The sequence below is a fragment of the Nocardioides ferulae genome (genome assembly GCF_003660455.1).
GTDB lineage: Bacteria > Actinomycetota > Actinomycetes > Propionibacteriales > Nocardioidaceae > Nocardioides > Nocardioides ferulae.
This window is the reverse complement of the sequence record NZ_QZVR01000019.1, coordinates 64792-87046: the sequence shown is the minus strand read 5'-3', so window position 1 is coordinate 87046 and position 22255 is coordinate 64792. Positions and strand designations below refer to the sequence as shown.

General features: G+C 74.3%; 19 protein-coding genes. 6 read left to right on the top strand and 13 right to left on the bottom strand.

The features are described from left to right. The first annotated feature begins 158 nt into the window (after positions 1 to 158). Complete coding sequence (locus D6B71_RS17720) at positions 159 to 839, top strand: EcsC family protein (RefSeq protein WP_121257525.1); 681 nt, start codon at positions 159 to 161, stop codon at positions 837 to 839. Here the strand turns inward: D6B71_RS17720 and D6B71_RS17715 are convergent. From D6B71_RS17715 to D6B71_RS17690, 6 genes are all read right to left on the bottom strand, one after another. After that, positions 800 to 2014 carry a serine/threonine-protein kinase gene (locus D6B71_RS17715; RefSeq protein ID WP_121257523.1) on the bottom strand — a complete coding sequence of 405 codons (1215 nt, stop codon included), beginning with the start codon at positions 2012 to 2014 and terminating at the stop codon, positions 800 to 802. The genes D6B71_RS17720 and D6B71_RS17715 overlap by 40 nt on opposite strands. Continuing rightward, positions 2011 to 3183: a hypothetical protein gene (locus D6B71_RS17710; RefSeq protein ID WP_126688307.1), complete on the bottom strand. Its 1173-nt coding sequence runs from the start codon at positions 3181 to 3183 to the stop codon at positions 2011 to 2013. The genes D6B71_RS17715 and D6B71_RS17710 overlap by 4 nt, the downstream gene beginning before the upstream one ends. Continuing rightward, positions 3173 to 4267, bottom strand: coding sequence for a hypothetical protein (locus tag D6B71_RS17705; RefSeq protein WP_121257519.1), 1095 nt, complete (start codon positions 4265 to 4267; stop codon positions 3173 to 3175). Before D6B71_RS17705 ends, D6B71_RS17710 begins: the two co-directional genes overlap by 11 nt. 64 nt (positions 4268 to 4331) lie before the next feature. Next, complete coding sequence (locus tag D6B71_RS17700; RefSeq protein WP_121257517.1) at positions 4332 to 5285, bottom strand: hydroxymethylglutaryl-CoA lyase; 954 nt, start codon at positions 5283 to 5285, stop codon at positions 4332 to 4334. A 1-nt stretch (position 5286) separates the two neighbouring features. Next, positions 5287 to 7203: an acetyl/propionyl/methylcrotonyl-CoA carboxylase subunit alpha gene (locus D6B71_RS17695; RefSeq protein WP_121257515.1), complete on the bottom strand. Its 1917-nt coding sequence runs from the start codon at positions 7201 to 7203 to the stop codon at positions 5287 to 5289. A gap of 11 nt (positions 7204 to 7214) precedes the next feature. Then, positions 7215 to 8810 (bottom strand): carboxyl transferase domain-containing protein, encoded by a 1596-nt coding sequence (locus tag D6B71_RS17690; protein ID WP_121257513.1) that lies wholly within the window; start codon positions 8808 to 8810, stop codon positions 7215 to 7217. A gap of 181 nt (positions 8811 to 8991) precedes the next feature. Between D6B71_RS17690 and D6B71_RS17685 the strand changes: the two genes are divergently transcribed. From D6B71_RS17685 to D6B71_RS17670, 4 genes are all read left to right on the top strand, one after another. After that, a complete protein-coding gene (locus D6B71_RS17685; RefSeq protein ID WP_121257511.1) occupies positions 8992 to 10278 on the top strand; it encodes an O-acetylhomoserine aminocarboxypropyltransferase/cysteine synthase family protein in 1287 nt (428 codons plus the stop codon). Between the two features lie 42 nt (positions 10279 to 10320). After that, a complete protein-coding gene (metX, locus tag D6B71_RS17680) occupies positions 10321 to 11430 on the top strand; it encodes a homoserine O-acetyltransferase MetX (RefSeq protein WP_121257509.1) in 1110 nt (369 codons plus the stop codon). A 110-nt stretch (positions 11431 to 11540) separates the two neighbouring features. Continuing rightward, positions 11541 to 12164, top strand: a complete 624-nt coding sequence (locus D6B71_RS17675; protein WP_240641523.1) for a TetR/AcrR family transcriptional regulator — start codon at positions 11541 to 11543, stop codon at positions 12162 to 12164. Positions 12165 to 12231: 67 nt separating this feature from the next. After that, entirely contained in the window at positions 12232 to 13032 is an 801-nt protein-coding gene (locus tag D6B71_RS17670; RefSeq protein ID WP_164519728.1) for a class I SAM-dependent methyltransferase, read from the top strand. A gap of 70 nt (positions 13033 to 13102) precedes the next feature. Here D6B71_RS17670 and D6B71_RS17665 read toward each other — a convergent pair whose 3' ends face one another. Then, positions 13103 to 13861 (bottom strand): SWIM zinc finger family protein, encoded by a 759-nt coding sequence (locus D6B71_RS17665; protein ID WP_240641522.1) that lies wholly within the window; start codon positions 13859 to 13861, stop codon positions 13103 to 13105. A 10-nt stretch (positions 13862 to 13871) separates the two neighbouring features. Continuing rightward, a complete protein-coding gene (locus tag D6B71_RS17660; protein ID WP_206051836.1) occupies positions 13872 to 16754 on the bottom strand; it encodes a DEAD/DEAH box helicase in 2883 nt (960 codons plus the stop codon). A gap of 123 nt (positions 16755 to 16877) precedes the next feature. Between D6B71_RS17660 and D6B71_RS17655 the strand changes: the two genes are divergently transcribed. Then, positions 16878 to 17369: a glutathione peroxidase gene (locus D6B71_RS17655; protein ID WP_121257505.1), complete on the top strand. Its 492-nt coding sequence runs from the start codon at positions 16878 to 16880 to the stop codon at positions 17367 to 17369. A gap of 47 nt (positions 17370 to 17416) precedes the next feature. On the opposite strand, the gene D6B71_RS17650 is transcribed toward D6B71_RS17655, so the two are convergent. The 5 genes from D6B71_RS17650 to D6B71_RS17630 are packed head-to-tail and all read right to left on the bottom strand — an operon-like array spanning position 17417 to position 22242. Continuing rightward, a complete protein-coding gene (locus D6B71_RS17650; RefSeq protein WP_121257503.1) occupies positions 17417 to 18148 on the bottom strand; it encodes a sulfite exporter TauE/SafE family protein in 732 nt (243 codons plus the stop codon). Further along, complete coding sequence (locus D6B71_RS17645) at positions 18145 to 18927, bottom strand: SDR family oxidoreductase (RefSeq protein ID WP_121257501.1); 783 nt, start codon at positions 18925 to 18927, stop codon at positions 18145 to 18147. The genes D6B71_RS17650 and D6B71_RS17645 overlap by 4 nt, the downstream gene beginning before the upstream one ends. Continuing rightward, positions 18924 to 19943, bottom strand: coding sequence for an SDR family oxidoreductase (locus tag D6B71_RS17640; RefSeq protein ID WP_121257499.1), 1020 nt, complete (start codon positions 19941 to 19943; stop codon positions 18924 to 18926). Before D6B71_RS17640 ends, D6B71_RS17645 begins: the two co-directional genes overlap by 4 nt. Further along, positions 19940 to 20866, bottom strand: coding sequence for a bile acid:sodium symporter family protein (locus D6B71_RS17635; RefSeq protein ID WP_121257497.1), 927 nt, complete (start codon positions 20864 to 20866; stop codon positions 19940 to 19942). Before D6B71_RS17635 ends, D6B71_RS17640 begins: the two co-directional genes overlap by 4 nt. Beyond that, positions 20863 to 22242: a flavin-containing monooxygenase gene (locus D6B71_RS17630; RefSeq protein ID WP_121257495.1), complete on the bottom strand. Its 1380-nt coding sequence runs from the start codon at positions 22240 to 22242 to the stop codon at positions 20863 to 20865. Before D6B71_RS17630 ends, D6B71_RS17635 begins: the two co-directional genes overlap by 4 nt. Between the last annotated feature and the right edge of the window lie 13 nt (positions 22243 to 22255).

Genomic DNA, 22255 nt, shown 5'->3' with positions numbered 1-22255 from the left:
CGACCGCGACCGAGGGACGAGGTCGCGACGGAGCGGGTCGAGACCAGAGGCGCGCAGCACCCCGATCGCGCCGACGCAGGTGCGAAGCCGCGCACGTGCGCACAGAGGAGCACACGGGAGGCACGACGGCGATTCACCCGGCTCCGTAGGATGCGCTCATGAGCGTGAAGGGCAGCATCGGCAAGCGCCTGGCGCCGCACGTGCCGCATCTGGCGCCCAGCTTGACGACCTCGTTCGTGCGCGAGGCGCTGCACCGCGCCATCCACGGCGTCGGCCCGCTGCCGCCGGCGGCGAAGGCCGCGGACAAGCAGCTCGCGGAGCAGCACGGCGACGTCGACAAGGCGATCCACGAGCTGATCGAGAACCACGTGCGCTACGCCGGGGCGCAGGGCTTCGTCACGAACCTCGGCGGCCTGGTGACCGCGGCGGTGACGATCCCGACCAACATCACCGGCGTGGCGCTGCTGCAGTGCCGGATGATCGCCGGCATCGCCCACCTGCGCGGCTACGACCTCGAGGACCCGCGGGTGCGCAACGCGGTCCTGGTGTGCGTCCTGGGCGAGGACGCCGTGAACTCGCTGGTCAAGAAGCGCAAGCTGCCCGCACCTCCGATGGCGCTCGCCACGGCCCCCGCGCACGACCCCGCGATCGACCGCGTGATCTCGCACGAGGTCGCCTCCGACCTGATCTCGCGGGTGGCGGGCAAGCGGCTCGCGGTCACGGTCGGCCGGCGGGTCCCGGTGGTCGGCGGCCTGGTCGGCGCCGGAGCCGACGGCTGGACGACATGGAAGGTCGGCCGCTACGCCGACCGCGAGCTCCTGCCCCGCACCCGACGGTAGAGCCGCATCAGCCGCTGCCCGGCGGCACCGGTCTCGAGCCGGCGCACCAGCTTCTCGCGCAGCCGGTAGGACGGGCGCAGGTAGGAGCGCTCCAGGGCGGCCCGGGTCTCGGCGAGCTCACGGTGCAGCTGCTCCTCGGAGTGCCGCAGCCGGGCGGCCTCGACGGTCAGCGCCTTGATCGCGTCGACGGCCGCTGCCGCGACCTGCTTCTCCGACGGGTGGTCGGGGTCGGTCCACGGGCTCGTGGGGGCGGCGCCCACGAGGTCGTCGAGGTCGCCGACCACGTCGTAGCCACGCTCGCGCAGCGTCGCGACCCAGGCCTCCTCCCGCTCCCGCACCCACGCCTGCACCTCGGCCGGCAGCGCCAGCCGCGGCGAGCGGGTGCGCTGGGAGAGCGTCTGGTGGGCGAGCAGCTCCCGCACCAGCGGGCGGTAGTCGGCCGGCGGCACGACGTCGTTGACCGCGGCGTTGATCCGCCGCATGAGCGCCGTCTCGGGCACCCCCATCGACGGGTTCGACCGCTCGCCGTGCAGGTCGAGGTCGACACCGTCGAGGCCGAACGCGGCGCTGAAGCGCTTCCAGAGCACCTCGGGGGCGCCGCCGGCGGGGGGCACCGTCACCAGGTGCACCCGCTCGGGTGGCAGGTCGAAGGCCCACCGGTCGAGGATGTCGGGCACCTCCTGCACGCTCCAGAACCACGACCCGATGCGCGAGGACCGCTCCGGGTCCTGGATCTGCTGGAGGAACTGGGCGTAGCCGATCGGGCTGCGGTGCTTGACGTTCTCCTGCCACTCGGCCGGGATCTGGCGCACCAGGTCGCGCACCGACAGCACCAGGTGCACCTCGGTGCCGTTGCGGTGGCCCAGCGAGGTCAGGGCCCGGTCGGCCTGCGAGCGCGAGGCGGCGGCGAACACCTCGTGGCTCACGATCGCGGTGCCGTGGTGGCGGCGGACCTGGCCGGCGAGCCGGTCCCAGGCGCCGACCGCCTCGGCCTCGAGGCCGCCCCAGGTGAGCCGCTGCAGGTCGAGCGCGGCCAGGAAGTGGTCGTCGAACCGCTTCGCGGGGTAGCACAGGCCGGCGTCGAGCAGCCGGTCGCGATTGCGGAACAGCACGTCTTGGAGGTACGACGTGCCGGTCTTCGGCGTGCCGACGTGCAGGAGAACCCGCTCGCTCACGTCGCTCCCTCCGTGTCGGGGGCGCCACGCCGGTCGCGCGGGCCCTCACCGGCCGGCCCGGGCTCGCGCAGCAGTCGCAGCGCCAGGGACAGCACGGCGGCTCCGTCGGGCTCCGTCGTGGCTGGCCCCGTCGGCCCGGTGGGCCCGGCCGCCGAGCGCGGCAGCAGCGCGCTCGGATCGCCGTGCACAGCGTATCGGCCCTCGAGCAGGGCGTCGCGCACCCGGGCGGCCCGGCGGCGTACCCGGCGCAGCCGGTCGGGGGGCACGGTGAGCGTGGGGCCGGCGCCGGCCAGCCGGGGCAGCAGCACCCGGCGCAGCAGCAGCTCGCGCCGCTCGGGCGCGACGAGCACGCCGAGCACCGGCCCGACCCGGCGGGCGAGCTCGGCGGCGTCGGCCGGGACGGCGGGGACCCGGTCGGTGATCGCGCGAGCGCGGCGCCGGGGCGCGCCCGCGAGCCGGGGCACCGCGGTGGGGTCGAGCACGACGGTCAGCCGGCGCGGGCCGACCCGTTCGGACCAGTGCCGGGCCGAGCGCACCAGGTCGACGCTGGCCGGCAGCCGGCCGGGCCGGAGGGCCTCGTCGAGCCACTCCGCCCAGGGCGGCGCTCCGGGACCGAAGCAGCGCAGCGCCCAGGCGTGGGTGAGCATCGTGGCCAGGTCGGTGCCGGCGATCAGCACCGTGGCCCGGGGACCGCCGGGGGGGCGGGCGGCAGCGACCAGGCCCTCTCGGATCGGGTCGGCCAGCCAGGGGTCGCCGACCAGGCGGTACGGCCGCTGCCAGGGGCGGCGCGTGGCCCGCGGGGGCGAGGGCACCGTCGCGGCGCTGAGGTCCTCGGCGAGCAGCCCGGCCGCCACCCGGACCAGCTCGTCGTCGGGCAGCCGGGCGGGGTCGACGGGGGGCAGTCCGTGCGGCGAGGGCGCCGCGGCCCCCTCGAGGAGCAGCTCCGGGCGGCCGCGGCCGGGCGCGGAGGCCGCGAGCACGCGGGCGGCCAGCGCCGGCGAGACGGGTGCCTCGGCGTTCAGGCGGCGCAGCAGCTCGAGCTGCTGGGCGCCCGGAAGGTAGGAGCCCTGCGGCTCCGCCTCACCCGCCCACGACCGCCACGGCGTGCTGCCGCCGTCGCGGAGGTGGGCCACCCAGCCCCAGGCGCGGGGAGTCACCTCAGCGCTCACGCCACCGGCCGGTGGCCTCTCGTGCCCGGGCCAGCAGCCGGTCGTCGGGGTCGCGGCGGCGGGCCGCCTCCGTGGTCATCGCCGCGAGCGCGTCGACCGCGGCCCCGAGCTGGCGCTTGGCGCGCACCTTGTCGGGGTCGCGCCACGGCTCGCCGTCGGGCTGCGGCACCGGGCGCAGGTCGTCGAGGTCGCCCACGACGTGCACGCCGGAGTCGCGCACCCAGCCGATCCAGCGCTCGGCCTGCTCGGCCGCCCACGGGTGCAGTGCGGGTGGCATCCGCACCGCCGGGGAGTTGCGCCGCACCAGCTCGTCCTGGGCGAGCATGCCGCGGATCAGCTCGTCGAAGCTGGCCTCGCGCCGGGTGGCGCGGTCCAGGCGGCGGTTCAGCCGCCGGATCAGCTGGGTCTCGGCGGTGCCGAGCGAGCGGTTGGCCTGGTCGCTGTCCCGCGGCGCCCAGGCGGGGTCGATGCCCAGGGCGGTGCAGAACCGCAGCCACAGCTCGTCGCGGGGCGCGCTGCCGGGGGCCGGCACGGTCACCAGGTGGATCCGCTCGGGCGGCAGGTCCGCACCCCAGGTCTCGAGCACCTTCGGCAGGTCGAAGGCGCGGGAGAACCAGGTGCGGCCCTCCTGAGACAGCCGCAGGAAGCGGCGGTAGCGCCACTTGCGGCCCTGCTTGATGCTCTCCTGCCAGGCCGCCGGCAGCTGGCGGGCCAGGTCGCGTGCGGAGTAGACCAGGTGCACCTCGGCGCCGTCGCCGAGCTCGCGCACCGCCCGGGCCGCCCGCTCGGGGGGCGCGGGCGCCAGGATCTCGTGGCTCACCACCACGGTGCCGTCCATGCGGGACACCTTGCGCACCAGGGTGTCCCAGGCGCCGCGCGCGTGGCCGGGCGCGCCGCCCCAGTCCTGGCCGAGCAGATCGAGCGCCGCCCGGAACTGGAAAAGCGCCGGCGTCACGAGCGGTGAGCCCGTGGGCACGTGGACGCCGTGGCGCGCCAGGGTGCGGGCGTTGCGGGTCAGCCGGTCCTGCAGGTAGGTGGTGCCGGTCTTGGGAGCACCGACGTGCAGATAGACGACCCGGCTCATGGCGTCGATTCTGCCGGACCGTCCGGGACGACCGCCGCCCGGGACCGGCCGGCCGCGGGGCGGGTCAGGACCCGCCGCCGAAGGCGCGCACGACGGCCGACGGGCTCGGCCGGCCGAGCTGCTTGGCCATCCAGACGCTGGTGGCCGCCACCTGCTCGAGATCGACGCCGGTCTCGATGCCGAGCCCCTGCAGCATCCAGAGCAGGTCCTCGGTGGCCAGGTTGCCGGTCGCGCTGTGGGCGTAGGGGCAGCCGCCCAGCCCGCCGGCGCTGGCGTCGTACGTCGTGATGCCGCTCTGGAGCGCGGCGTAGGCGTTGGCCAGTGCCTGCCCGTAGGTGTCGTGGAAGTGCATCGCGAGCCGGTCGGTGGCCACCCCGGCGGCCTCGAAAGCGCCGACCAGCGCGGTCACGTGACCGGGGGTGCCCACCCCGATGGTGTCGCCGAGGCTGAGCTGGGAGGCGCCCAGGTCGAGCAGCCGGTGACCCACGGCGACGACCTGCTCGAGCGGCACCGCGCCCTCCCACGGGTCGCCGAAGCACATCGAGACGTAGGCGCGGACGTCGACGCCGGCGTCGAGGGCGCGGGCCATGGTCGGCTCGAACATCGCGAACTGGCCCTCCAGGTCGCGGTTGAGGTTCTTGCGGGCGAAGGTGTCGGTGGCGGAGGCGAAGATCGCGATCCGGCGGCAGCCCAGCTCCAGCGCCCGGTCCAGGCCGCGCTCGTTCGGCACCAGCACCGGCAGCTGCACGGCGGTGGGGCCCAGCGCTCGCAGCAGCTGCTCGGCGTCGGCGAGCTGGGGCACCCACTTCGGCGACACGAAGCTGGTCGCCTCGACGACCGGCAACCCCGCGTCGAGGAGCCGGCGCACGAACTCGGCCTTGACCTCGGTGGGCACCTGGGCGGACTCGTTCTGCAGCCCGTCGCGGGGGCCGACCTCGTAGATCGTCACCGCTCTCGGCAGCGGGGCGATCGGCGTCGGGTGCGCCGGCACCACCATCGGGGCGCGCATGCCGGTCATCTCAATCCTCCTGGGTCTCGGCAGGGTCGACCTGGAACAGCATCGCCCCGAGCGCCACCTGCGCGCCCGCGGCGGCGCCGACGGCGGACACGGTGCCGGCGAAGGGAGCGGTCAGCGCGACCTCCATCTTCATCGCCTCCAGCACCCCGAGGACCTCGCCGTGCCCGACCCGGGCGCCCTCGGCGACCCGCACCTCCAGCAGGGTGCCCGGCATCGGTGCGACCAGGGTGCCGTCGCCCGCGGCGACCGCGTCGTCGGCGAACACGTCGGGGCGGGTGAACACGTGCCGGTGTCCGTGGTGGACGACCTCGACGGTGTGCCGATCGGCGTTGACCACGGCCTGGTGGCGCCGGCCGCCGACGCCGAGCACCACCACGTGGTGGTCGCAGCGGAACTCGCGGACCTCGACGGTGTCGTCGGGGCCGCCGACCAGCCCGCGGGCCCGGTCGACGCTCAGCGTCACGTCGTCCAGCTCGACCAGCACGGGCGCCGGGTCGGCGCCGAGCCGCCAGCCGTCGGGCCGGAACGGCGAGGGCACCTCGCTGGTCATCGTGCGCACGGCGACGTCGGTCCAGGCGGCGATGGTGCGGGCGGTGGCGGGGTCGGGGGCGGTGAAGGTGGCCCGGTCCAGCCAGGCGGTGTCGATGGTCGCGGCGGCGAACTCGGGGCCGGCCACCAGCTCGCGCAGGAAGCCGGTGTTGGTCGTCAGCCCCAGGATCGCGGTCTCGTCGAGGGCGGCGACCAGGCCGCGGCGCGCCGACTCGCGGTCCGGCCCGTGCACGACCACCTTGCCCAGCATCGGGTCGTAGGAGGTGCTGACCACCTGGCCGTCGGCCAGCGCGTGGTCGACCCGGGCCAGGCCCGGGTCGGGCCACCGCACCAGCACGGCCGTGCCGGCCTGCGGCAGGAAGCCGCCGTAGGCGTCCTCGGCGTACACCCGGGCCTCGATCGCGTGCCCGGTCAGCGTGAGGTCGTCCTGGGTGAGCGGCAGCGGCTCGCCCGCGGCCACCCGCAGCTGCAGCTCGACCAGGTCGACCCCGGTGACCGCCTCGGTGACCGGGTGCTCGACCTGGAGCCGGGTGTTCATCTCCAGGAAGTACGCCGCGCCGGTGTCGGCGTCGACGAGGAACTCCACGGTGCCGGCCCCGACGTAGCCGACGTGGCGGGCGAGGTCGACCGCGGCCGTGGTCAGCCGCGACCGGAGATCGGCGTCGACGGTGGGGCCGGGCGCCTCCTCCAGCACCTTCTGGTGCCGGCGCTGCGGCGAGCAGTCGCGCTCGAAGAGGTGGACGACGTTGCCGTGGGTGTCGCCGAGCACCTGCACCTCGATGTGCCGGCCGCGCTCGACGTAGACCTCCACGAGCAGGGTGTCGTCGCCGAACGCGGTGGCGGCCTCGCGCCGGGCGGCGGCCACCGCCTCGGGCAGCTCGGCGGCCGAGCGCACCACGCGCATGCCCTTGCCGCCGCCCCCGGCGGCGGCCTTGACCAGGACTGGGTAGGCGTAGGTCGCCGGGTCGTCGTCGAGGGAGTACGACGGCACGACCGGCACGCCGGCGGCGACCGCGACCTCGCGGGCGGCGTCCTTGCGCCCCATCAGGTCGATCACCTCGGCAGTGGGCCCGACGAGGGCGACGCCCGCCTCGGCCAGCGCCCGCGCGAAGGGCGCCCGCTCGGAGAGGAAGCCGTAGCCGGGGTGCACCGCGTCGGCGCCGCTGTCGACCGCGGCGGCGACGACCGCGTCGACGTCGAGGTAGGACGGCACCCGCACCGCGTCGTCGGCGGCGCGGACGTGTGGGGCGTCGGCGTCGAGGTCGGTGTAGACCGCGACGGTGCGCAGCCCCATCCGGCGGCAGGTGCGCATCACCCGCAGGGCGATCTCGCCGCGGTTGGCGATCAGGACGGTGTGGAGGGTGGTCATGGGATGCCGCCTCACATGCGGAAGATGCCGTAGGAGGGCTCGGGGATCGGCGCCTGCGCGGCGACCGCGAGGCCCATGCCGAGCACGCGACGGGTCTCGGCGGGGTCGATGATCCCGTCGTCCCAGAGCCGGGCGGTGGAGTAGTAGGCCGAGCCCTGCTCGTCGTACTGGGCGCGGATCGGCGCCTTGAACGCCTCCTCCTCGTCGGCCGACCAGCTCTCGCCGCGACCCTCGATGCCGTCGCGGCGCACGGTCGCGAGCACCGAGGCGGCCTGCTCGCCACCCATCACCGAGATCCGCGCGTTGGGCCACATCCACAGGAAGCGCGGGTCGTAGGCGCGCCCGCACATGCCGTAGTTGCCGGCTCCGAACGAGCCGCCGATGACCACGGTCAGCTTCGGCACCACCGAGCAGGACACCGCGGTGACCAGCTTGGCGCCGTCGCGGGCGATGCCGCGGTTCTCGTACTCGCGGCCGACCATGAACCCCGAGATGTTCTGCAGGAAGACCAGCGGCACGCCGCGCTGGTTGCACAGCTCGACGAAGTGAGCGCCCTTGAGCGCGGACTCGCTGAACAGGATGCCGTTGTTGGCGATGATGCCCACCGGGTAGCCGTGGATGCGGGCGAAGCCGCACACGAGCGTCTCGCCGTAGAGCTTCTTGAACTCGTGCAGCCGGCTGCCGTCGACGACGCGGCGGATCACCTCGCGCACGTCGTAGGGGGTGCGGGTGTCGGCGGGCACCACGTCGTAGAGCGTGGCGGGGTCCTCGTGCGGCTCCTCGGAGGGGTGCACCTCGAGCGAGGACGGCGCCGGCCGCTCGAAGGTGTCGACGATGCTGCGCACGATCGCGAGGGCGTGGGCGTCGTCGTCGGCGAGATGGTCGACCACCCCGGAGGTGCGGGCGTGCACCTCGCCGCCGCCGAGCTCCTCGGCGGTGACCACCTCGCCGGTGGCGGCCTTCACCAGCGGCGGACCGCCGAGGAAGATCGTGCCCTGCTCCTTGACGATCACGGTCTCGTCGGACATCGCGGGCACGTAGGCGCCGCCGGCGGTGCAGGAGCCCATCACGCTGGCGATCTGCGGGATGCCGCGGGCCGACATCTGGGCCTGGTTGAAGAAGATCCGCCCGAAGTGCTCGCGGTCAGGAAACACCTCGTCCTGGCGGGGCAGGAAGGCGCCGCCGGAGTCGACCAGGTAGAGGCAGGGCAGCCGGTTCTCCGCCGCGACGGCCTGCGCCCGCAGGTGCTTCTTGACGGTCATCGGGTAGTAGGTGCCGCCCTTGACCGTGGCGTCGTTGGCGATCACCAGGCACTGGCGTCCGGAGACCGAGCCGATGCCGGTGACGATGCCGGCGCTCGGCACGGCGTACTCCTCCGCCTCGGCGCCGCTGCCGTACATGCCGTACGCCGCGAGCGGACTCAGCTCGAGGAACGGGCTGCCGGGGTCGAGCAGCCGGTCGACCCGGTCGCGGGCGAGCAGCTTGCCGCGCTCGGTGTGCTTGCGGCGGGCGGACTCGGACCCGCCGAGCCGGGCGACCTCGAGCCGTTCGCGCAGCTGGTCGACGAGCGAGCGGAGGTCGGGCGGTGCTGTGCTGGCCTGGGACACGAGCCCAGGTTAGCGATCGTTAACCACGGCGTCCATCGATAGTGGATGTCGACCGCTCCCGGCAGGCCGGCAGTCCCGTCCATCTCACGATATGAACATGCGTCTCGCTGAGCGAGACAGAACCGAGACGGTCGCCCACTCACCGGCAGGCTGAGGGCTCCGCTCACCCACGGAGGACCCCATGACCTACCGCCCCGAGACCCTCGCGGTGCACGCCGGCCAGGAGCAGGCCGACCCGACCACCAACGCGCGGGCCGTGCCGATCTACCAGACGACGTCCTACGTCTTCAACGACACCGAGCACGCCGCGAACCTGTTCGCGCTCGCCGAGCCGGGCAACATCTACACCCGGATCATGAACCCGACCCAGGACGTCTTCGAGCAGCGGATGACCCAGCTCGAGGGCGGCGTCGGAGCGCTGGCCACCGCCTCCGGCTCGATGGCGACCACCTACGCGGTGCTGAACCTGACCTACGCCGGCGACAACATCGTGGCGCTCTCCACGCTCTACGGCGGCACCTACGCGCTGTTCGCCCACACGCTGCCCCAGTTCGGCATCGAGGTGCGCTTCGTCGACCCCGAGAAGCCCGAGGAGCTCGCCGCGGCCGTCGACGACAAGACCAAGCTGGTCTTCGGCGAGACCATCGGCAACCCCAGCATCAACGTCATCGACATCCGCGCCTGGGCCGACGCCGCCCACGCCGTCGGCCTGCCGCTGATCATCGACAACACCGCCCCCTCGCCGTACCTGTGCCGGCCCTTCGAGCACGGCGCGGACGTCGTCGTGCACGCCGCCACCAAGTACATCGGCGGCCACGGCACCTCGATCGGCGGCGTGATCGTCGACTCGGGCAACTTCGACTGGGCCGCCCACGCCGAGCGGTTCCCGGGGCTCACCCAGCCCGACGCCGCCTACCACGGCGTGGTGTGGACCGAGGCGGTCGGCAACCTCGCCTACATCATCCGCGCCCGCACCGTGCTGCTGCGCAACACCGGCGGCGCCACCACCCCGATGAACTCCTGGCTGTTCCTCCAGGGCCTGGAGACGCTGCACCTGCGCATGGAGCGCCACTCGGCCAACGCCCTGGCGGTCGCAGAGTTCCTGCAGGCGCACGACGCGGTCTCCTGGGTCAGCTACCCCGGCCTCGAGGACAGCCGCTTCCGCGAGGTCGCCGACCGCACGCTCACCGGCCGGGGCTACGGCGGTCTGGTCAGCTTCGGGCTGAAGTCGGGCCGCGACGGCGGGAAGCGGTTCATCGAGTCGCTTGAGCTGTTCAGCCACCTGGCGAACATCGGCGACGCGAAGTCGCTGGCGATCCACAACGCGACCACCACCCACAGCCAGCTCACCCCCGACGAGCTCGAGGCGGCCGGCGTGCCCGAGGAGATGGTCCGGCTCTCGATCGGCATCGAGCACGTCGACGACGTCATCGCCGACCTCGAGCAGGCCCTCGCCGCCAGCAAGTGAGCCGCACGTGAACCGGCCAGCGCGCCCCCGCGGCGTACCGGCGTGAGCTCGCTGGGCTATGTCGAGCTGCAGCGGGTCCTCCTCGCGACCGCGGAGGACCCGCTGCTGCTGCGCGCCGGCGGGCGGCTCGACCACGTCGAGGTCGCCTACGAGACCTACGGCGAGCTGAACGCCGCCCGCGACAACGCGGTGTTCGTCTGCCACGCCCTGACCGGCGACGCGCACGCCGCCGGCATGCACCTGGGCGCCAAGCGGCGCGGCTGGTGGGACAACCTGATCGGGCCGGGCAAGCCGCTCGACACGAGACGGTTCTTCGTGGTCTCGGCGAACCTGCTCGGCGGCTGCGCCGGCACCACCGGGCCGTCCTCCCCGAACCCGGCGACCGGGCGGCCCTACGGCCTGGACTTCCCGTTGCTGCACATGCAGGACCTGGTGACGGTGCACCGCCGGCTGCTCCGGCACCTCGGCATCGAGCGGTTGTACGCCGCGGTGGGCGGGTCGCTGGGCGGCATGCAGGTGCTGCAGTGGGTCATCGACGAGCCCGAGCAGATCGAGCGGGCGGTGATCGTGGCCGCCTCGGCGCAACTGTCGACGGAGAACATCGCGTTCTCGACCGTGGCGCGGGAGGCGATCCGCAGCGACCCGGAGTTCCACGACGGGCGCTACCTCGAGCACGGCACCATCCCCCGCACGGGTCTCAAGGTGGCCCGGATGCTCGCGCACATCACCTACGTCTCCGACCAGGCGCTGGCCGCGAAGTTCGGCCACGAGCGCGACACCACCGGTGACGCGATGCGGCTGGAGCCGGACTACAGCGTCGAGCACTACCTGCAGCACCAGGGGTCGTCGTTCGTGGAGCGCTTCGACGCGTTGTCCTACCTCTACCTCACCCGGCTGCTGGACTACTTCGAGCCGTTCGCCGACCCGGCGACCGGCGGCCGGCTCTCGGCGTCCTCCACCCGGTTCCAGGTCACCTCCTTCGACAGCGACTGGCGCTTCGACACCCGCCAGTCGGTGCACCTGGTCGCCGAGCTGCGCCGGCTCGGGCTGTCGGTCGACTTCACCGAGCTGCGCTCCCCGTGGGGCCACGACTCGTTCCTCCTCGAGCCGCCCGGCTACCACGACCGGATCCGCTCCTTCCTCGCCTCCTGACGCCGACCCGTCACTGATTCCCGCGTTTCCGCGGCGTGTCGCGGAACGATCGACGGGTCGGCAGCGAGAGCACCGCCACCCTCGAGGTGAACGACCGCTAACCTGGGCGCGTGAGCGGACGGGCGGACCAGGTGGTCGACGCGGCCACCACGAGCACTCCGGCCACCGGGCGGCGCGAACAGATCCTGGCGACGGCGGCCGAGCTGTTCGCCGCCCGTGGGTTCCACGGAGTGTCGGTGGCCGAGCTCGGCGCGGCTTGCGGCATGTCGGGCCCCGCGATCTACAAGCACTTCGCGTCCAAGGACGCCGTGCTGGCCGAGATGCTCGTCTCGATCAGCGAGCGGCTGCTCGCAGAGGGCAGCACGCGGGTGGCGGCCGCCCCCGGACCGGAGGCTGCCCTCGACTCGCTCGTCGACTGGCACGTCGACTTCGCCCTGCGGCACCGCGCGCTGATCGTGGTCCAGGACCGCGACTGGGAGTCACTGCCCGACGACGCCCGCGAGCAGGTCCGCGACCTGCAGCGCGCCTACGTCGACCTCTGGGCCGAGCAGCTGCGGGAAGCCGGGCTCGCCGGCTCCTCGGGGCGCGCGGGCGAGCTGGACCGGGCGCGAGCGATGGCCCACGCGGCGTTCGGCCTGATCAACTCCACGCCGCACAGCGGGTTGCTCCCCGACGTCGCCATGCGCGACCTGCTGCGGTCGATGGCGACGGCTGCGGTCGGCCTCGCGTGCTGACGACCCGTCGATCGTTCCTCGACACGCCGCAGATTCGGGTGAATCAGTGACGGGTCGGCGGGAATCGGTGGGCTGGGACGCCGTGGCCGAGGCGTACGCCGAGACGTTCGCGCCGCTGTGCGCCGGCACGTTCCCGGAGCTCCTCGCCGCCGCCGGCCTCGGCGCGAACCGACCGGCGGCCACCCCGCGACTGCTCGATGTGGGCACCGGCCCCGGCGATCTCGCCGCCCTCGCCCGAACCGCCGGCGCGATGGTGACCGCCGTGGACGCAGACGCCGGCATGCTGCGCATCGCGGCGCGACGCGCCCCCGGTGTCGAACTGCACCACGCCGCCCTGCCCGAGCTCCCGTTCCCCGACGGCTCGTCCGCGGCCGGCTTCGACGTCGTGACCGCCAACTTCGTGCTCAACCACGTGCCCGACCCGCGCCGGGCGGCGGCCGAGCTGGCGCGGGTGTCCGCCCCCGGCGGAAGGGTGGCGGTGACGATCTGGCCGTCCGGGCACAACGTCCAGTCCCGGCTGTGGGCAGCGGTCATCGACGAGAGCGGGGCGGTGCCTCCTCCCTCCACGCGCCTCCCCGAGGAGCTCGACTTCCCGCGCACCGTCGACGGGCTCGCCGCACTGCTCACCGACGCGGGGCTCCGCGACGTCGAAGCCCGGCCGCTGCGCTGGACCCACCGCACCGACCCCGACGCGCTGTGGAACGGCGCCGCGGCCGGTGTCGGTGGCATCGGCGTCACCGTCACCAGCCAGCCGGCACCGGTCCGCGCGCGGATGCGGGCGGCGTACGACCGGCTGGTGCAGCCGCTCCTCGAGGACGGCCTGCTGCGGCTCGACACCGAGGCCGTGCTCGCCGTCGGCAGCCGCTGAGCCCGCTCGATCGTTCCTCGACCCGGGTATCGACAGGACCGAAGAGGGCGGGAAGCGGTGACGATCGGTCTCAGAGCAGGTGGTCGAGCGGTTGGTCGGGGTCGTCGCCCTGCAGGATCTGCAGCACCCGCCGTGCCCTCAGCGCGGCGTCGAGGGCGGTCTCGAGGTCGGTGACCAGCTCCGGCTCGGCGGCCTCACCGGAGCCGGGCTCGACCTCGTCGCCGCCCGGGTCGCCGTCGGGGTCCTGCACTCGCGCGTGCAGCCGGGCGAGCAGCTCCTCGCGGGGCAGTCCGCGCAGGTGCAGCAGCACGAACGGGTCGGCCTCGACCAGCCAGCCCAGCGCCGTGAGCACCGCCAGGCCGTGCACGCAGGGGTCGACCCAGCTGGTGCAGGTGCACTCGGTGGTCAGCTCGCCGCCGTAGGGCAGCAGCTCGACCCCGGCCTCCTCGGCGTGCTCCACCAGCGAGTGGGGCAGATCGCCCGCGAGCAGCGCGGCCAGCCGTCCGGACTCGGCCGCCACGGTCTCGACCAGGGCCGACACCTCGGCGGCGTCGAACACCGGCACCGCGCCCGCGACCGTGCACAGCTCGTCGGGGTCGCGCTCGGAGGCCTGGACCGCCGCCACGAACGAGCCGCGGCCCAGCGTGATGCGGCCGACCAGCCCCGCGCGGGCCAGCGACCGCGCCCCGCGCAGCTCGCGCTCGCCGTACGCCGCCTCCTCGACGGCGCGCGCCCACGCCTTGGCCCACCACGCCATCGGGCCCCGACTGCGCCGACCGGCGGCTCGGGGCAGCGTCAGGGCCACGTCGGAGCCCGCCGGCCCGGGCACCGCCTCCACCTCAGCGCTCCGGCCGGTAGCTGACCAGGTCGAACAGCTCGGCGTCGTCGAGCTCGGTGAGCGCGGTCTCGCCCCGGGCGAGCACGCTGTCGGCCAGCGACCGCTTGCGCTCCAGCAGCAGCCCGACCCGCTCCTCGATCGTGCCCTGCACGACCATCCGGTGCACCTGCACCGGCTTGGTCTGCCCGATCCGGTAGGCCCGGTCGGTGGCCTGGTCCTCCACGGCGGGGTTCCACCAGCGGTCGAGGTGCACGACGTGGTCGGCGCGGGTGAGGTTGAGGCCGGTGCCGCCGGCCTTCAGCGACAGCAGGAACACCGGCACCGCGCCGGCCTGGAAGGCCGCGACCATCGACTCGCGCTCGCGCACCGGGGTGCCGCCGTGCAGGAACTGATGGGGCACCCCGGCGGAGGACAGGTAGCTCTCGAGCAGCCGGCCCATGGCGACGTACTGGGTGAACAGCAGCACCGCGCCGTCCTCGGCCAGCACCGTGCCGAGGAGCTCGTCGAGCAGGTCGAGCTTCTGCGACCGCCCGGCCAGCCGGCCCGAGGACTGCTTGAGGAAGTGCGCGGGGTGGTTGCAGATCTGCTTCAGCCCGGTGAGCAGCGACAGCACCAGGCCACGCCGGGTCGTCTCGTCGGCGCGCTCGATGCGGGCCATGGTGTCGCGCACGAACGCCTCGTAGAGCACGACCTGCTCGCGGGTGAGTCGCAGCAGGTGGTCGGTCTCGGTCTTCGGTGGCAGCTCGGGGGCGATGCCGGGGTCGGACTTGCGGCGGCGGAGCAGGAACGGCCGCACCAGGTCGGCGAACTGCCGGGCCACCCGCGGGTCGGCACCGGACTCGATCGGCGCGGCCCAGGCCTTGCGGAAGGCGTTGCGGCTGCCGAGCAGGCCGGGCGTGGCCCAGTCGAGGATCGCCCACAGCTCGGTGAGCTCGTTCTCGACGGGGGTGCCGGTGAGCGCGACCCGGGCCCGGCTCGGCACCGTGCGCAGCGCCCGGGCGACCGCCGAGCGGGGGTTCTTGACGTGCTGGGCCTCGTCGGCGACGACGAGGTCCCATGGGACGTCGCGCAGCCCGGTCGGGACCGAGTCGAGCTGCTCGAGGGGGAGCGCCGCGTCCAGCGGCTCCGCTCGCTCGACGCCCTGCTGGCCGGCGGCCAGCGAGCTGCGCAGGGTGCCGTAGGTGGTGAGCACGAACCCCTCGGTGAGCCCGTCGAGGGTGCGGGCACCGCCGTGGAAGCGACGGACCGGGACGCCGGGTGCGAAGCGCCGGACCTCGGCCTCCCAGTTGCCGAGCAGGCTCGCCGGGCACACCACCAGGGTGGGTCCCGGTTCGCGGCCGGCCGCCCGCGCGTGCTCGGCACGGTGCAGGTGGAGCGCGATCAGCGTGACGGTCTTGCCCAGCCCCATGTCGTCGGCCAGGCACACACCCAGCCCGAGCGAGGTCATCTCGGCCAGCCACGTCAGCCCCTGCTGTTGGTAGTGGCGCAGCTCGGCGCGCAGGCCGGCCGGGGGCGCGATCGGATCGCGGGTGGGCGCATCGAGGAGCCGTTGGTGCAGCCGGCGCAACGAGGCGCCGACGACCACCTCGGCGGCGCCGTCCTCGCCCTCGGTCGCGGGATCGACCCTGACCACACCGGTGAGCGCGGCGGCCACCGCCTCGACCGGCCTGACGGTGCGGACCAGGCGCCTGCGGGCCTTGCGGGCGGTGGCAGGGTCGACCACGGTCCAGCCGCCGCGCAGCTTGAGGATCGGGCTGGCCGCCGCGGCCAGCTGGTCCATCTCCTCCTCGTTCAGCGGCTCGCCGTGCACGGCCAGCTGCCATCGGAACGAGAACAGCGCGTCGGTGCGGAGCAGGCCGTCCTGGAGCGGCTCCTCCCGCGGGCCGCGCGCGTCGTCGCGGGAGCGAGAGGGGCGATCGGCCATGTCGAGGACCGTGCGGGCGGTGAGGTCACGCCCCAGGCTGCGCGGCCACAGCACGTCGACGCCGCGGGCGGCGAGCGCGGCCACACCGTGCTCGAGGAGGCTGACCAGCTCGTCGGTGTCGAGGGTGAGCTGGTCGGGCACCCGCAGCTCGAGGAACCGGTCGAGCACCGGCCACGCCTCGGCCGCCCCGCGCAGCGCGATCACCGCGTGGGTGCGGGCCCGGTCGCCGAAGCCGTGGCTCGAGCCGTCGGGAGCATCGCCCGGGTCGTCGGGAGCCGTCCAGAGCAGCGCGGCGTCGCAGACGTGCAGCGGGTTGCGCTCGTCGTGCACCTGGAGCACCAGCCGGACCGCGCCGGCGACCAGCTCCTCCTCGTCGGCCTCGACCCGCAGCGAGATCGTGACCAGCTGCGGACGGTCGTCCTCCCGGGGTCGGAGCCGGTGCGCGAGCCGGGCCTGCAGGCGACGCTCGAAGTCGCCACCGGGGCGCCGTGCCCCGGGAGCCCGGCCGGAGGGAGGCGTTGCGGAGGGGGACGCGGTGCGGGCCGGGGCGGTCGACACCGGGGCGGTGCGCGGCATGGTGTCGGCCACCGCGTCGAGCAGCTGGCGCACCACACGCTCGGCGGCCTCGGGGTCCTCGCCGCGGGCCCGGGCCAGCAGCCGCACTCGCTCGGCGTCCTCCTCACCCAGCGGAGCCACCCGCCACCCGGGCGTCTGCGCATCGCCCTCGGCCGGCCGCAGGTGGCCGGCCGCCACCAGCCGCAGCGCCAGCAGCGCGGCACCGGAGAGCAGCCCCACGCTCGGGTGGAGGTCGTCGCGCCGGTGGGCGCGGGTGAGCACCGGCAGCGCCGCCCGCATCGGCAGCTCGACCGTGCGCCGCTCGTCGCTGAACTCGACGACCCCCTCCCGGGGCGGGTCGGCGGCACGGAACGCGGCGGGTCCGGTGACGGGGACGAAGCTCAACGCACCTCGGCTCGGGTCGGGGACGGCGGGGGCCGCAGCCGACGGTAGCCCCCGGCACGGACAGGGGCACGGACAGCGGGCACGGCCGGTCGGGCTCGCCTCGGGGGCCGTAGGCTCGCCGCCATGAGCATCCTGGACCTCCCGATCGCCCGGCTCGACGGCTCCCCCGCGACCCTGGGCGAGGTGACCGGCGGCGCGCCGGCCCTGCTGGTCAACGTCGCGAGCAAGTGCGGGCTGACCCCGCAGTACGCCGGGCTGGAGCGGCTGCACGAGACCTACGCCGGGCGCGGGTTCACCGTCGTCGGCCTGCCGTGCAACCAGTTCATGGGGCAGGAGCCCGGCAGCGCCGACGAGATCGCCGAGTTCTGCAGCGCGACGTACGGCGTGACCTTCCCGATGACCGAGAAGATCGAGGTCAACGGCGACGGGCGGCACCCGGTCTACGCGGGACTGGTCGAGACGCCGAACGAGAAGGGCGAGGCCGGCGACGTGACCTGGAACTTCGAGAAGTTCCTGATCTCCGCCGACGGCGACGTGGTGGCGCGCTTCAGCCCCGGCGTCGAGCCGGGGGACCCGGCGCTGGTCTCGGCCGTCGAGGGCGTGCTCGACCGCTGACGGGTGGGCGCCGGAGGCGCGGGGGCAGCCATCGCCTGCCGGAGTGCTCAGCCGCCGACGAGCAGGGCGACCCCGGTGCCGGCGAGCAGCAGGTGCACGACCCGGCGGAAGACCTGCTCGTCGAGGCGGCGGTGCAGCACCTCGCCGGCGACCAGTCCGACGACCAGCACCGGGGTCAGCGCCAACACCCGCGGCAGCGCCGGCAGCAGGCTGCCGGCGAGCGCGAACAGCACGGTCAGCGTGGTGTTCAGCAGCAGCCACACAGTCAGCAGGGTCGCCCGCAGCGCGGCCTTGCCGAGCGTGGTGCCGGCCAGCCCGGCGACCAGCAGCGGCCCGCCCGAGGCGACCAGGCCGTGCGAGACCCCCGCGCCGACGATCAGCGACCGGGTCAGCCACGGACCGTGCCGGCGCGGCTCCACCCGGCGCAGCCAGCGGCCCAGCTCGCGCAGCGCGAACCACAGCACCAGCGCCCCCAGCACCATCCGCAGCGAACCGGCCGGCAGGTGCGGGGCGGCGAGGTAGCCGACCAGCATCCCGGCGAGCATCAGCGGCAGGATCCGGCGCACCAGCGTGGGCCGGTCCACGTGCCGCCGGTGCCGGGTCACCAGGAACGAGGTCATCAGCACGTTCAGCGGCACCAGCACCGGCAGCAGGTCGGCCACCGGCAGCACCAGCGCGCCCAGCGACACCGCGATCACGATGCTGCCGAACCCGGTGACCGCCTCGACGGTGTAGGCGACCAGCACGAAGCCGGCGACCCACAGCCACGGGTCGCTCATGCCAGGTCCGCGGCGAAGCGGCGCCGCACGATCCGCTGGTAGGTCGACGGCAGCAGCCGCCACAGCAGGCTCGCCGCGACGGTGCCCCGGTCGGGGAACAGCCGCGGCCTCTCCTCGCGCAGCGCCCGGTCGATCAGCGCGGCGGTCTGCTCGGCGGTGCGCAGCCGGCCCACCGTCGACCGCGGCCGGACGGTCGGGCGGCCGTCCTCGCCGAGCGCGTGCGCCTCGATCGGGGTGTCCAGGAAGCTCGGATAGACCATCAGCACCCGCACCTCGGGCTCCAGCTCGAGGCGCAGCACCTCGAAGAACTGCGCGAGCGCGCTCTTCGCGGCGCAGTACGCCGCGCGGCCGGGCACCGGCATCCAGCCGGCCATCGACCCGATGCAGACCACCGCCCCGCGGCTCTCCCGCAGCAGCGGCAGCGCGGCGAGGGTCAGCTCGACCGGGCCCTGCCAGTCGACGGCCATCACCTTGCGGAACACCTCGGGGTCGGTGCGGTGGGCCGCGGAGCGGTGCGTGATGCCGGCGTTGTTGACCAGCACGTCCAGCCGGCCGAACCGGAGCCGCGTCTGCTCCACCATCCGGGCGACGTCGCCGGCGTCGGTCACGTCGGCGACGACCGTCGCCACCCGCTCGGGATCGGCGAGCTCGCTCTCGCGCCGGCGCAGCCCGTCGGCGTCCACGTCGGCGAGCACCAGCCGGTGGCCCGCGGCGTACCAGTGCCGGGCCATCGCCCAGCCCAGCCCGGAGGCGGCGCCGGTGACCAGGACGACGTTCACGCGCGCTCCCGCTCCGGCTCGGCGTCCGCCGGGGCCAGCATGCCGCGGGCGACCGCGAACCCGCGCAGCACCTCGGCGGTGGTGCGCTGCGGGACGTAGCCGAACTCCTCCTTCAACCGCCGGTTCGACAGCACCGGGCGGTAGCGCAGGAACGCGACCTGCTCGGGACCGACCGGCCGCCCGCGCCAGCGCTGCACCTGCAGGCCGGCCCGGACCAGCCACACCGGCAGCCGCAGTAGCGGCTTGCCGAGCAGGTCGGCGATCTCGGCCATCGTCAGCGCGCCGTCGCCGGCCAGGTTGAAGATGCCGGTCGCGTCGGTGCGCACCCCCTGCTCGAGGATCGCGAGCACGTCGGCGTCCCAGATCAGCACGAACGGCGAGTCGCTGCCGCGCAGCGCCAGCACCCGGCGTCCGGTGAACAGGCCGGTGATCTGGTTCTCGGTGGTGTCGCCGAGCACCGTGCCGGGGCGCAGCACCAGCTGCCGCAGCTCGGGGTGCTCGGTGCGGTAGCGGGCGAGCAGCTCCTCGACGAGCCGCTTGTGGTCGCTGTAGGCGAACTCGGGGTTGCCGCGCAGCGGGTCGGCCTCGTCGATCCACGCCGGGTTGTCGGGGTGGTAGCCGTACGCCGCGCCGGAGCTGGTCACGGTGAGGTGCCCGACCCCGGCGGCCAGGCACGCCTCGAGCACGTTGCGGGTGCCGCCCACGTCGATGTCGTGGTCGCGGGCCCGGTCGCGCGAGGCCTGCAGCACAGAGGCGAGGTGGACGACGTGGGTGGTGCGGTGCCCGGCGGCCACGTCGGCGAGGGCCGGGTCGCGCACGTCGAGGCGGCGCAGCTCGAAGCCGAGCGGGCCCTCGACGTCCTCGGGCCCGCGCACGTCGACGCCGAGCACGTGGTACGCCGGGGAGGCCGCGAGACGCTCGCACAGCTGGCGGCCCAGGTAGCCGGCGGCACCGGTGACCAGGACCCGCTTGGGTGCCCGGCCGGGGGTGGGCCCGTGGTGGTCGGGGGCGGTCATGCGTACTTCACCTTCAGCCGGTCGGGGTGCGCGGGGTCGTCGGCGGGCAGCGGCCGGCGCGACCAGAACTGGGCGACGGTCAGCCCCGAGACGAGGTGCCACACGCCCCAGAACGCGGCGATCAGCAGGATGCCGCCGAGGTCGGGGAAGAACGTGAAGCCGATGACCAGGCCGAGCCCGGAGTTCTGGATGCCCACCTCGAGGGTGATCGCGCGCCGGTCGCTGACCGGCACCCGCATCGCCCGGCCGGCCAGGTAGCCCAGGCTGAGCGCGATCACATTGTGGCCGACGACCAGCCAGAAGAACGTGTGGAACTGGTCGAGGAAGAGCCCCATGTTGTTGCCGAACGCGACCGCGACGAACAGCAGGAAGACCAGCATCGAGACGATCCGCAGGGTCTTCTCGCTGCGCCGGGCGAACCGCGGGAAGCGGGTGCCGGCGAGCATGCCGACCACCATCGGGACCGCCAGCACCAGCAGCACCAGCAGCAGCAGGTCGCCGCGGTCGACGGCGATGTCGGTCATCAGGTCGCGGGTGCGGGGGTTGAGCGTGCCGTAGAGCGCGAAGTTCAGCGGGGTGAGCACGGTCGCGGCCAGGCTCGAGACCGCGGTCATGCTCACCGACACCGCGACGTTGCCGCGCGCCAGCCAGGTGAGGATGTTGGAGAAGCTGCCGCCCGGGCAGGCGGCGACCAGCATCATGCCCAGCGCGAGCTCGGGGTCGATCGGGAGCCACCAGGTCACCAGGCAGGTGCCGGCGGGCAACAGCAGGAACTGGGCCACCAGACCCGCCGCCGGCGCGACCGGCGCCTTGAGGATGCGCCGGAAGTCGGAGGGCCGCAGGGTCAGCGAGACCCCGAACATCATGAACGCCAGCAGGACGTTGAGGATCGTGAGGTCGGGGAGCTCCATGTCGACGTTCATCCCGAGACCTCCGATGCTGACGCCGGCACCGGGGTCGGGTCGTCGCGGCGCGGGAGCAGCGCCGGCGCGGCGTCCGGGTCGAGCCGGGCCAGGTGGCCGCGCAGCGCCGCCAGGTAGGCGTCCTTGTTGACGTAGTAGGCCATCCGGGCCAGCCGCAGGTAGCGGTAGCCGCCGTCGACGCGCTCGGCGGCGCGCTCGCGGCGTACCCGGTCGAACTGGGCGGCGGCCTCGGTGCCGGCGAGCTTGTGCCGCAGGTAGCCGGCCACCAGCCTCGCCTGCTGGTTGCGGCCCTCCCAGCCCAGCCCGGTCGCCTCGACCATGCCCATCACGAACAGGTCGTCGCGCTCGGGGTGGAAGGCGTTGAGGTAGAGCTGCGGCGCCTGGGCGTCGTCGGGCCAGTTGAGCAGCGAGCGGTCCAGGAACGGCCAGTCGAGCTGGTAGCCGGTGGCCAGCAGCACCAGGTCGTAGTCGGCCGACTCTCCGTCGGCGAAGCGCACCGTGTGGCCCTCGACCGCGGCCAGGTCGCGCCGCGCGGTGATGTCGCCGTGGCCGAGGTGGTGCAGCACCAGCGAGTTCACCACCGGGTGGGACTCGTAGAGCCGGTAGGCGGGGTCCGGCAGCCCGTAGTCGGACGGCTTGCCGACCAGCGCCCGGATCAGCGCGCCGTCCACGCGCTGCTTGACCGCCCGGGGCAGCCCGACCTTGCCGCCGAGGGTGTCGACCGGCCGCCCGGCGACGAACTTCGGCAGGAAGTGGTAGCCGCGCCGCACGCTCAGATCGACCGACGCGGCGTGGTGCACCGCGTCGACGGCGATGTCGGCACCGGAGTTGCCGCAGCCGACGACCAGCACCCGCTTGCCCTCGAAGACCTCGGCGCTGCGGTAGTCCGAGGAGTGCAGCAGCTCGCCGGCGAACTCGCCGGGCAGCTGCGGGGTGTACGGCGTGTGCAGGGTGCCGTTGGCGACCAGCAGGCCGGCGAAGGTGCGGGTCTCGCGGACGCCGTCGCGCTCGGTGACCAGCTGCCAGCCGCCGCCGTCGACCGGGGTCGCCTCGAGCACGCGGGTGCCGAGCTCGTAGTGGCGGCGCAGGTCGAAGTGGTCGGCGTAGTCGCGCAGGTAGTCGCGCACCTCGCGGTGGCTGGGATAGGCCGCCACCTCGTCGCGCATCGGGAACTCGGCGAACTCGGTCATCCGCTTGGAGGAGATCAGGTGCGCGGACTCGTACATCGTGCTGTGCGGGTTGTCGATGTCCCACAGCCCGCCGACGTCGGTGTGCAGGTCGAAGCCGACGAAGTCGATCCCGGCGCGCTGCAGGTTGCGGGCACAGGCCAGCCCCATGGGTCCGGCACCGATGACGGCGTACCTGTGCGATGACATGTGAGGTGCTCCC

Excerpts from the sequence above, each read along its gene's own strand:
- D6B71_RS17640 (WP_121257499.1), bottom strand. The coding sequence starts at position 19,943 with ATGACCGCCCCCGACCACCACGGGCCCACCCCCGGCCGGGCACCCAAG.
- D6B71_RS17720 (WP_121257525.1), top strand. The coding sequence starts at position 159 with ATGAGCGTGAAGGGCAGCATCGGCAAGCGCCTGGCGCCGCACGTGCCG.
- D6B71_RS17695 (WP_121257515.1), bottom strand. The coding sequence starts at position 7,203 with ATGACCACCCTCCACACCGTCCTGATCGCCAACCGCGGCGAGATCGCC.
- D6B71_RS17685 (WP_121257511.1), top strand. The coding sequence starts at position 8,992 with ATGACCTACCGCCCCGAGACCCTCGCGGTGCACGCCGGCCAGGAGCAG.
- D6B71_RS17655 (WP_121257505.1), top strand. The coding sequence starts at position 16,878 with ATGAGCATCCTGGACCTCCCGATCGCCCGGCTCGACGGCTCCCCCGCG.
- D6B71_RS17700 (WP_121257517.1), bottom strand. The coding sequence starts at position 5,285 with ATGACCGGCATGCGCGCCCCGATGGTGGTGCCGGCGCACCCGACGCCG.
- D6B71_RS17705 (WP_121257519.1), bottom strand. The coding sequence starts at position 4,267 with ATGAGCCGGGTCGTCTATCTGCACGTCGGTGCTCCCAAGACCGGCACC.
- D6B71_RS17635 (WP_121257497.1), bottom strand. The coding sequence starts at position 20,866 with ATGAACGTCGACATGGAGCTCCCCGACCTCACGATCCTCAACGTCCTG.
- D6B71_RS17630 (WP_121257495.1), bottom strand. The coding sequence starts at position 22,242 with ATGTCATCGCACAGGTACGCCGTCATCGGTGCCGGACCCATGGGGCTG.
- D6B71_RS17650 (WP_121257503.1), bottom strand. The coding sequence starts at position 18,148 with ATGAGCGACCCGTGGCTGTGGGTCGCCGGCTTCGTGCTGGTCGCCTAC.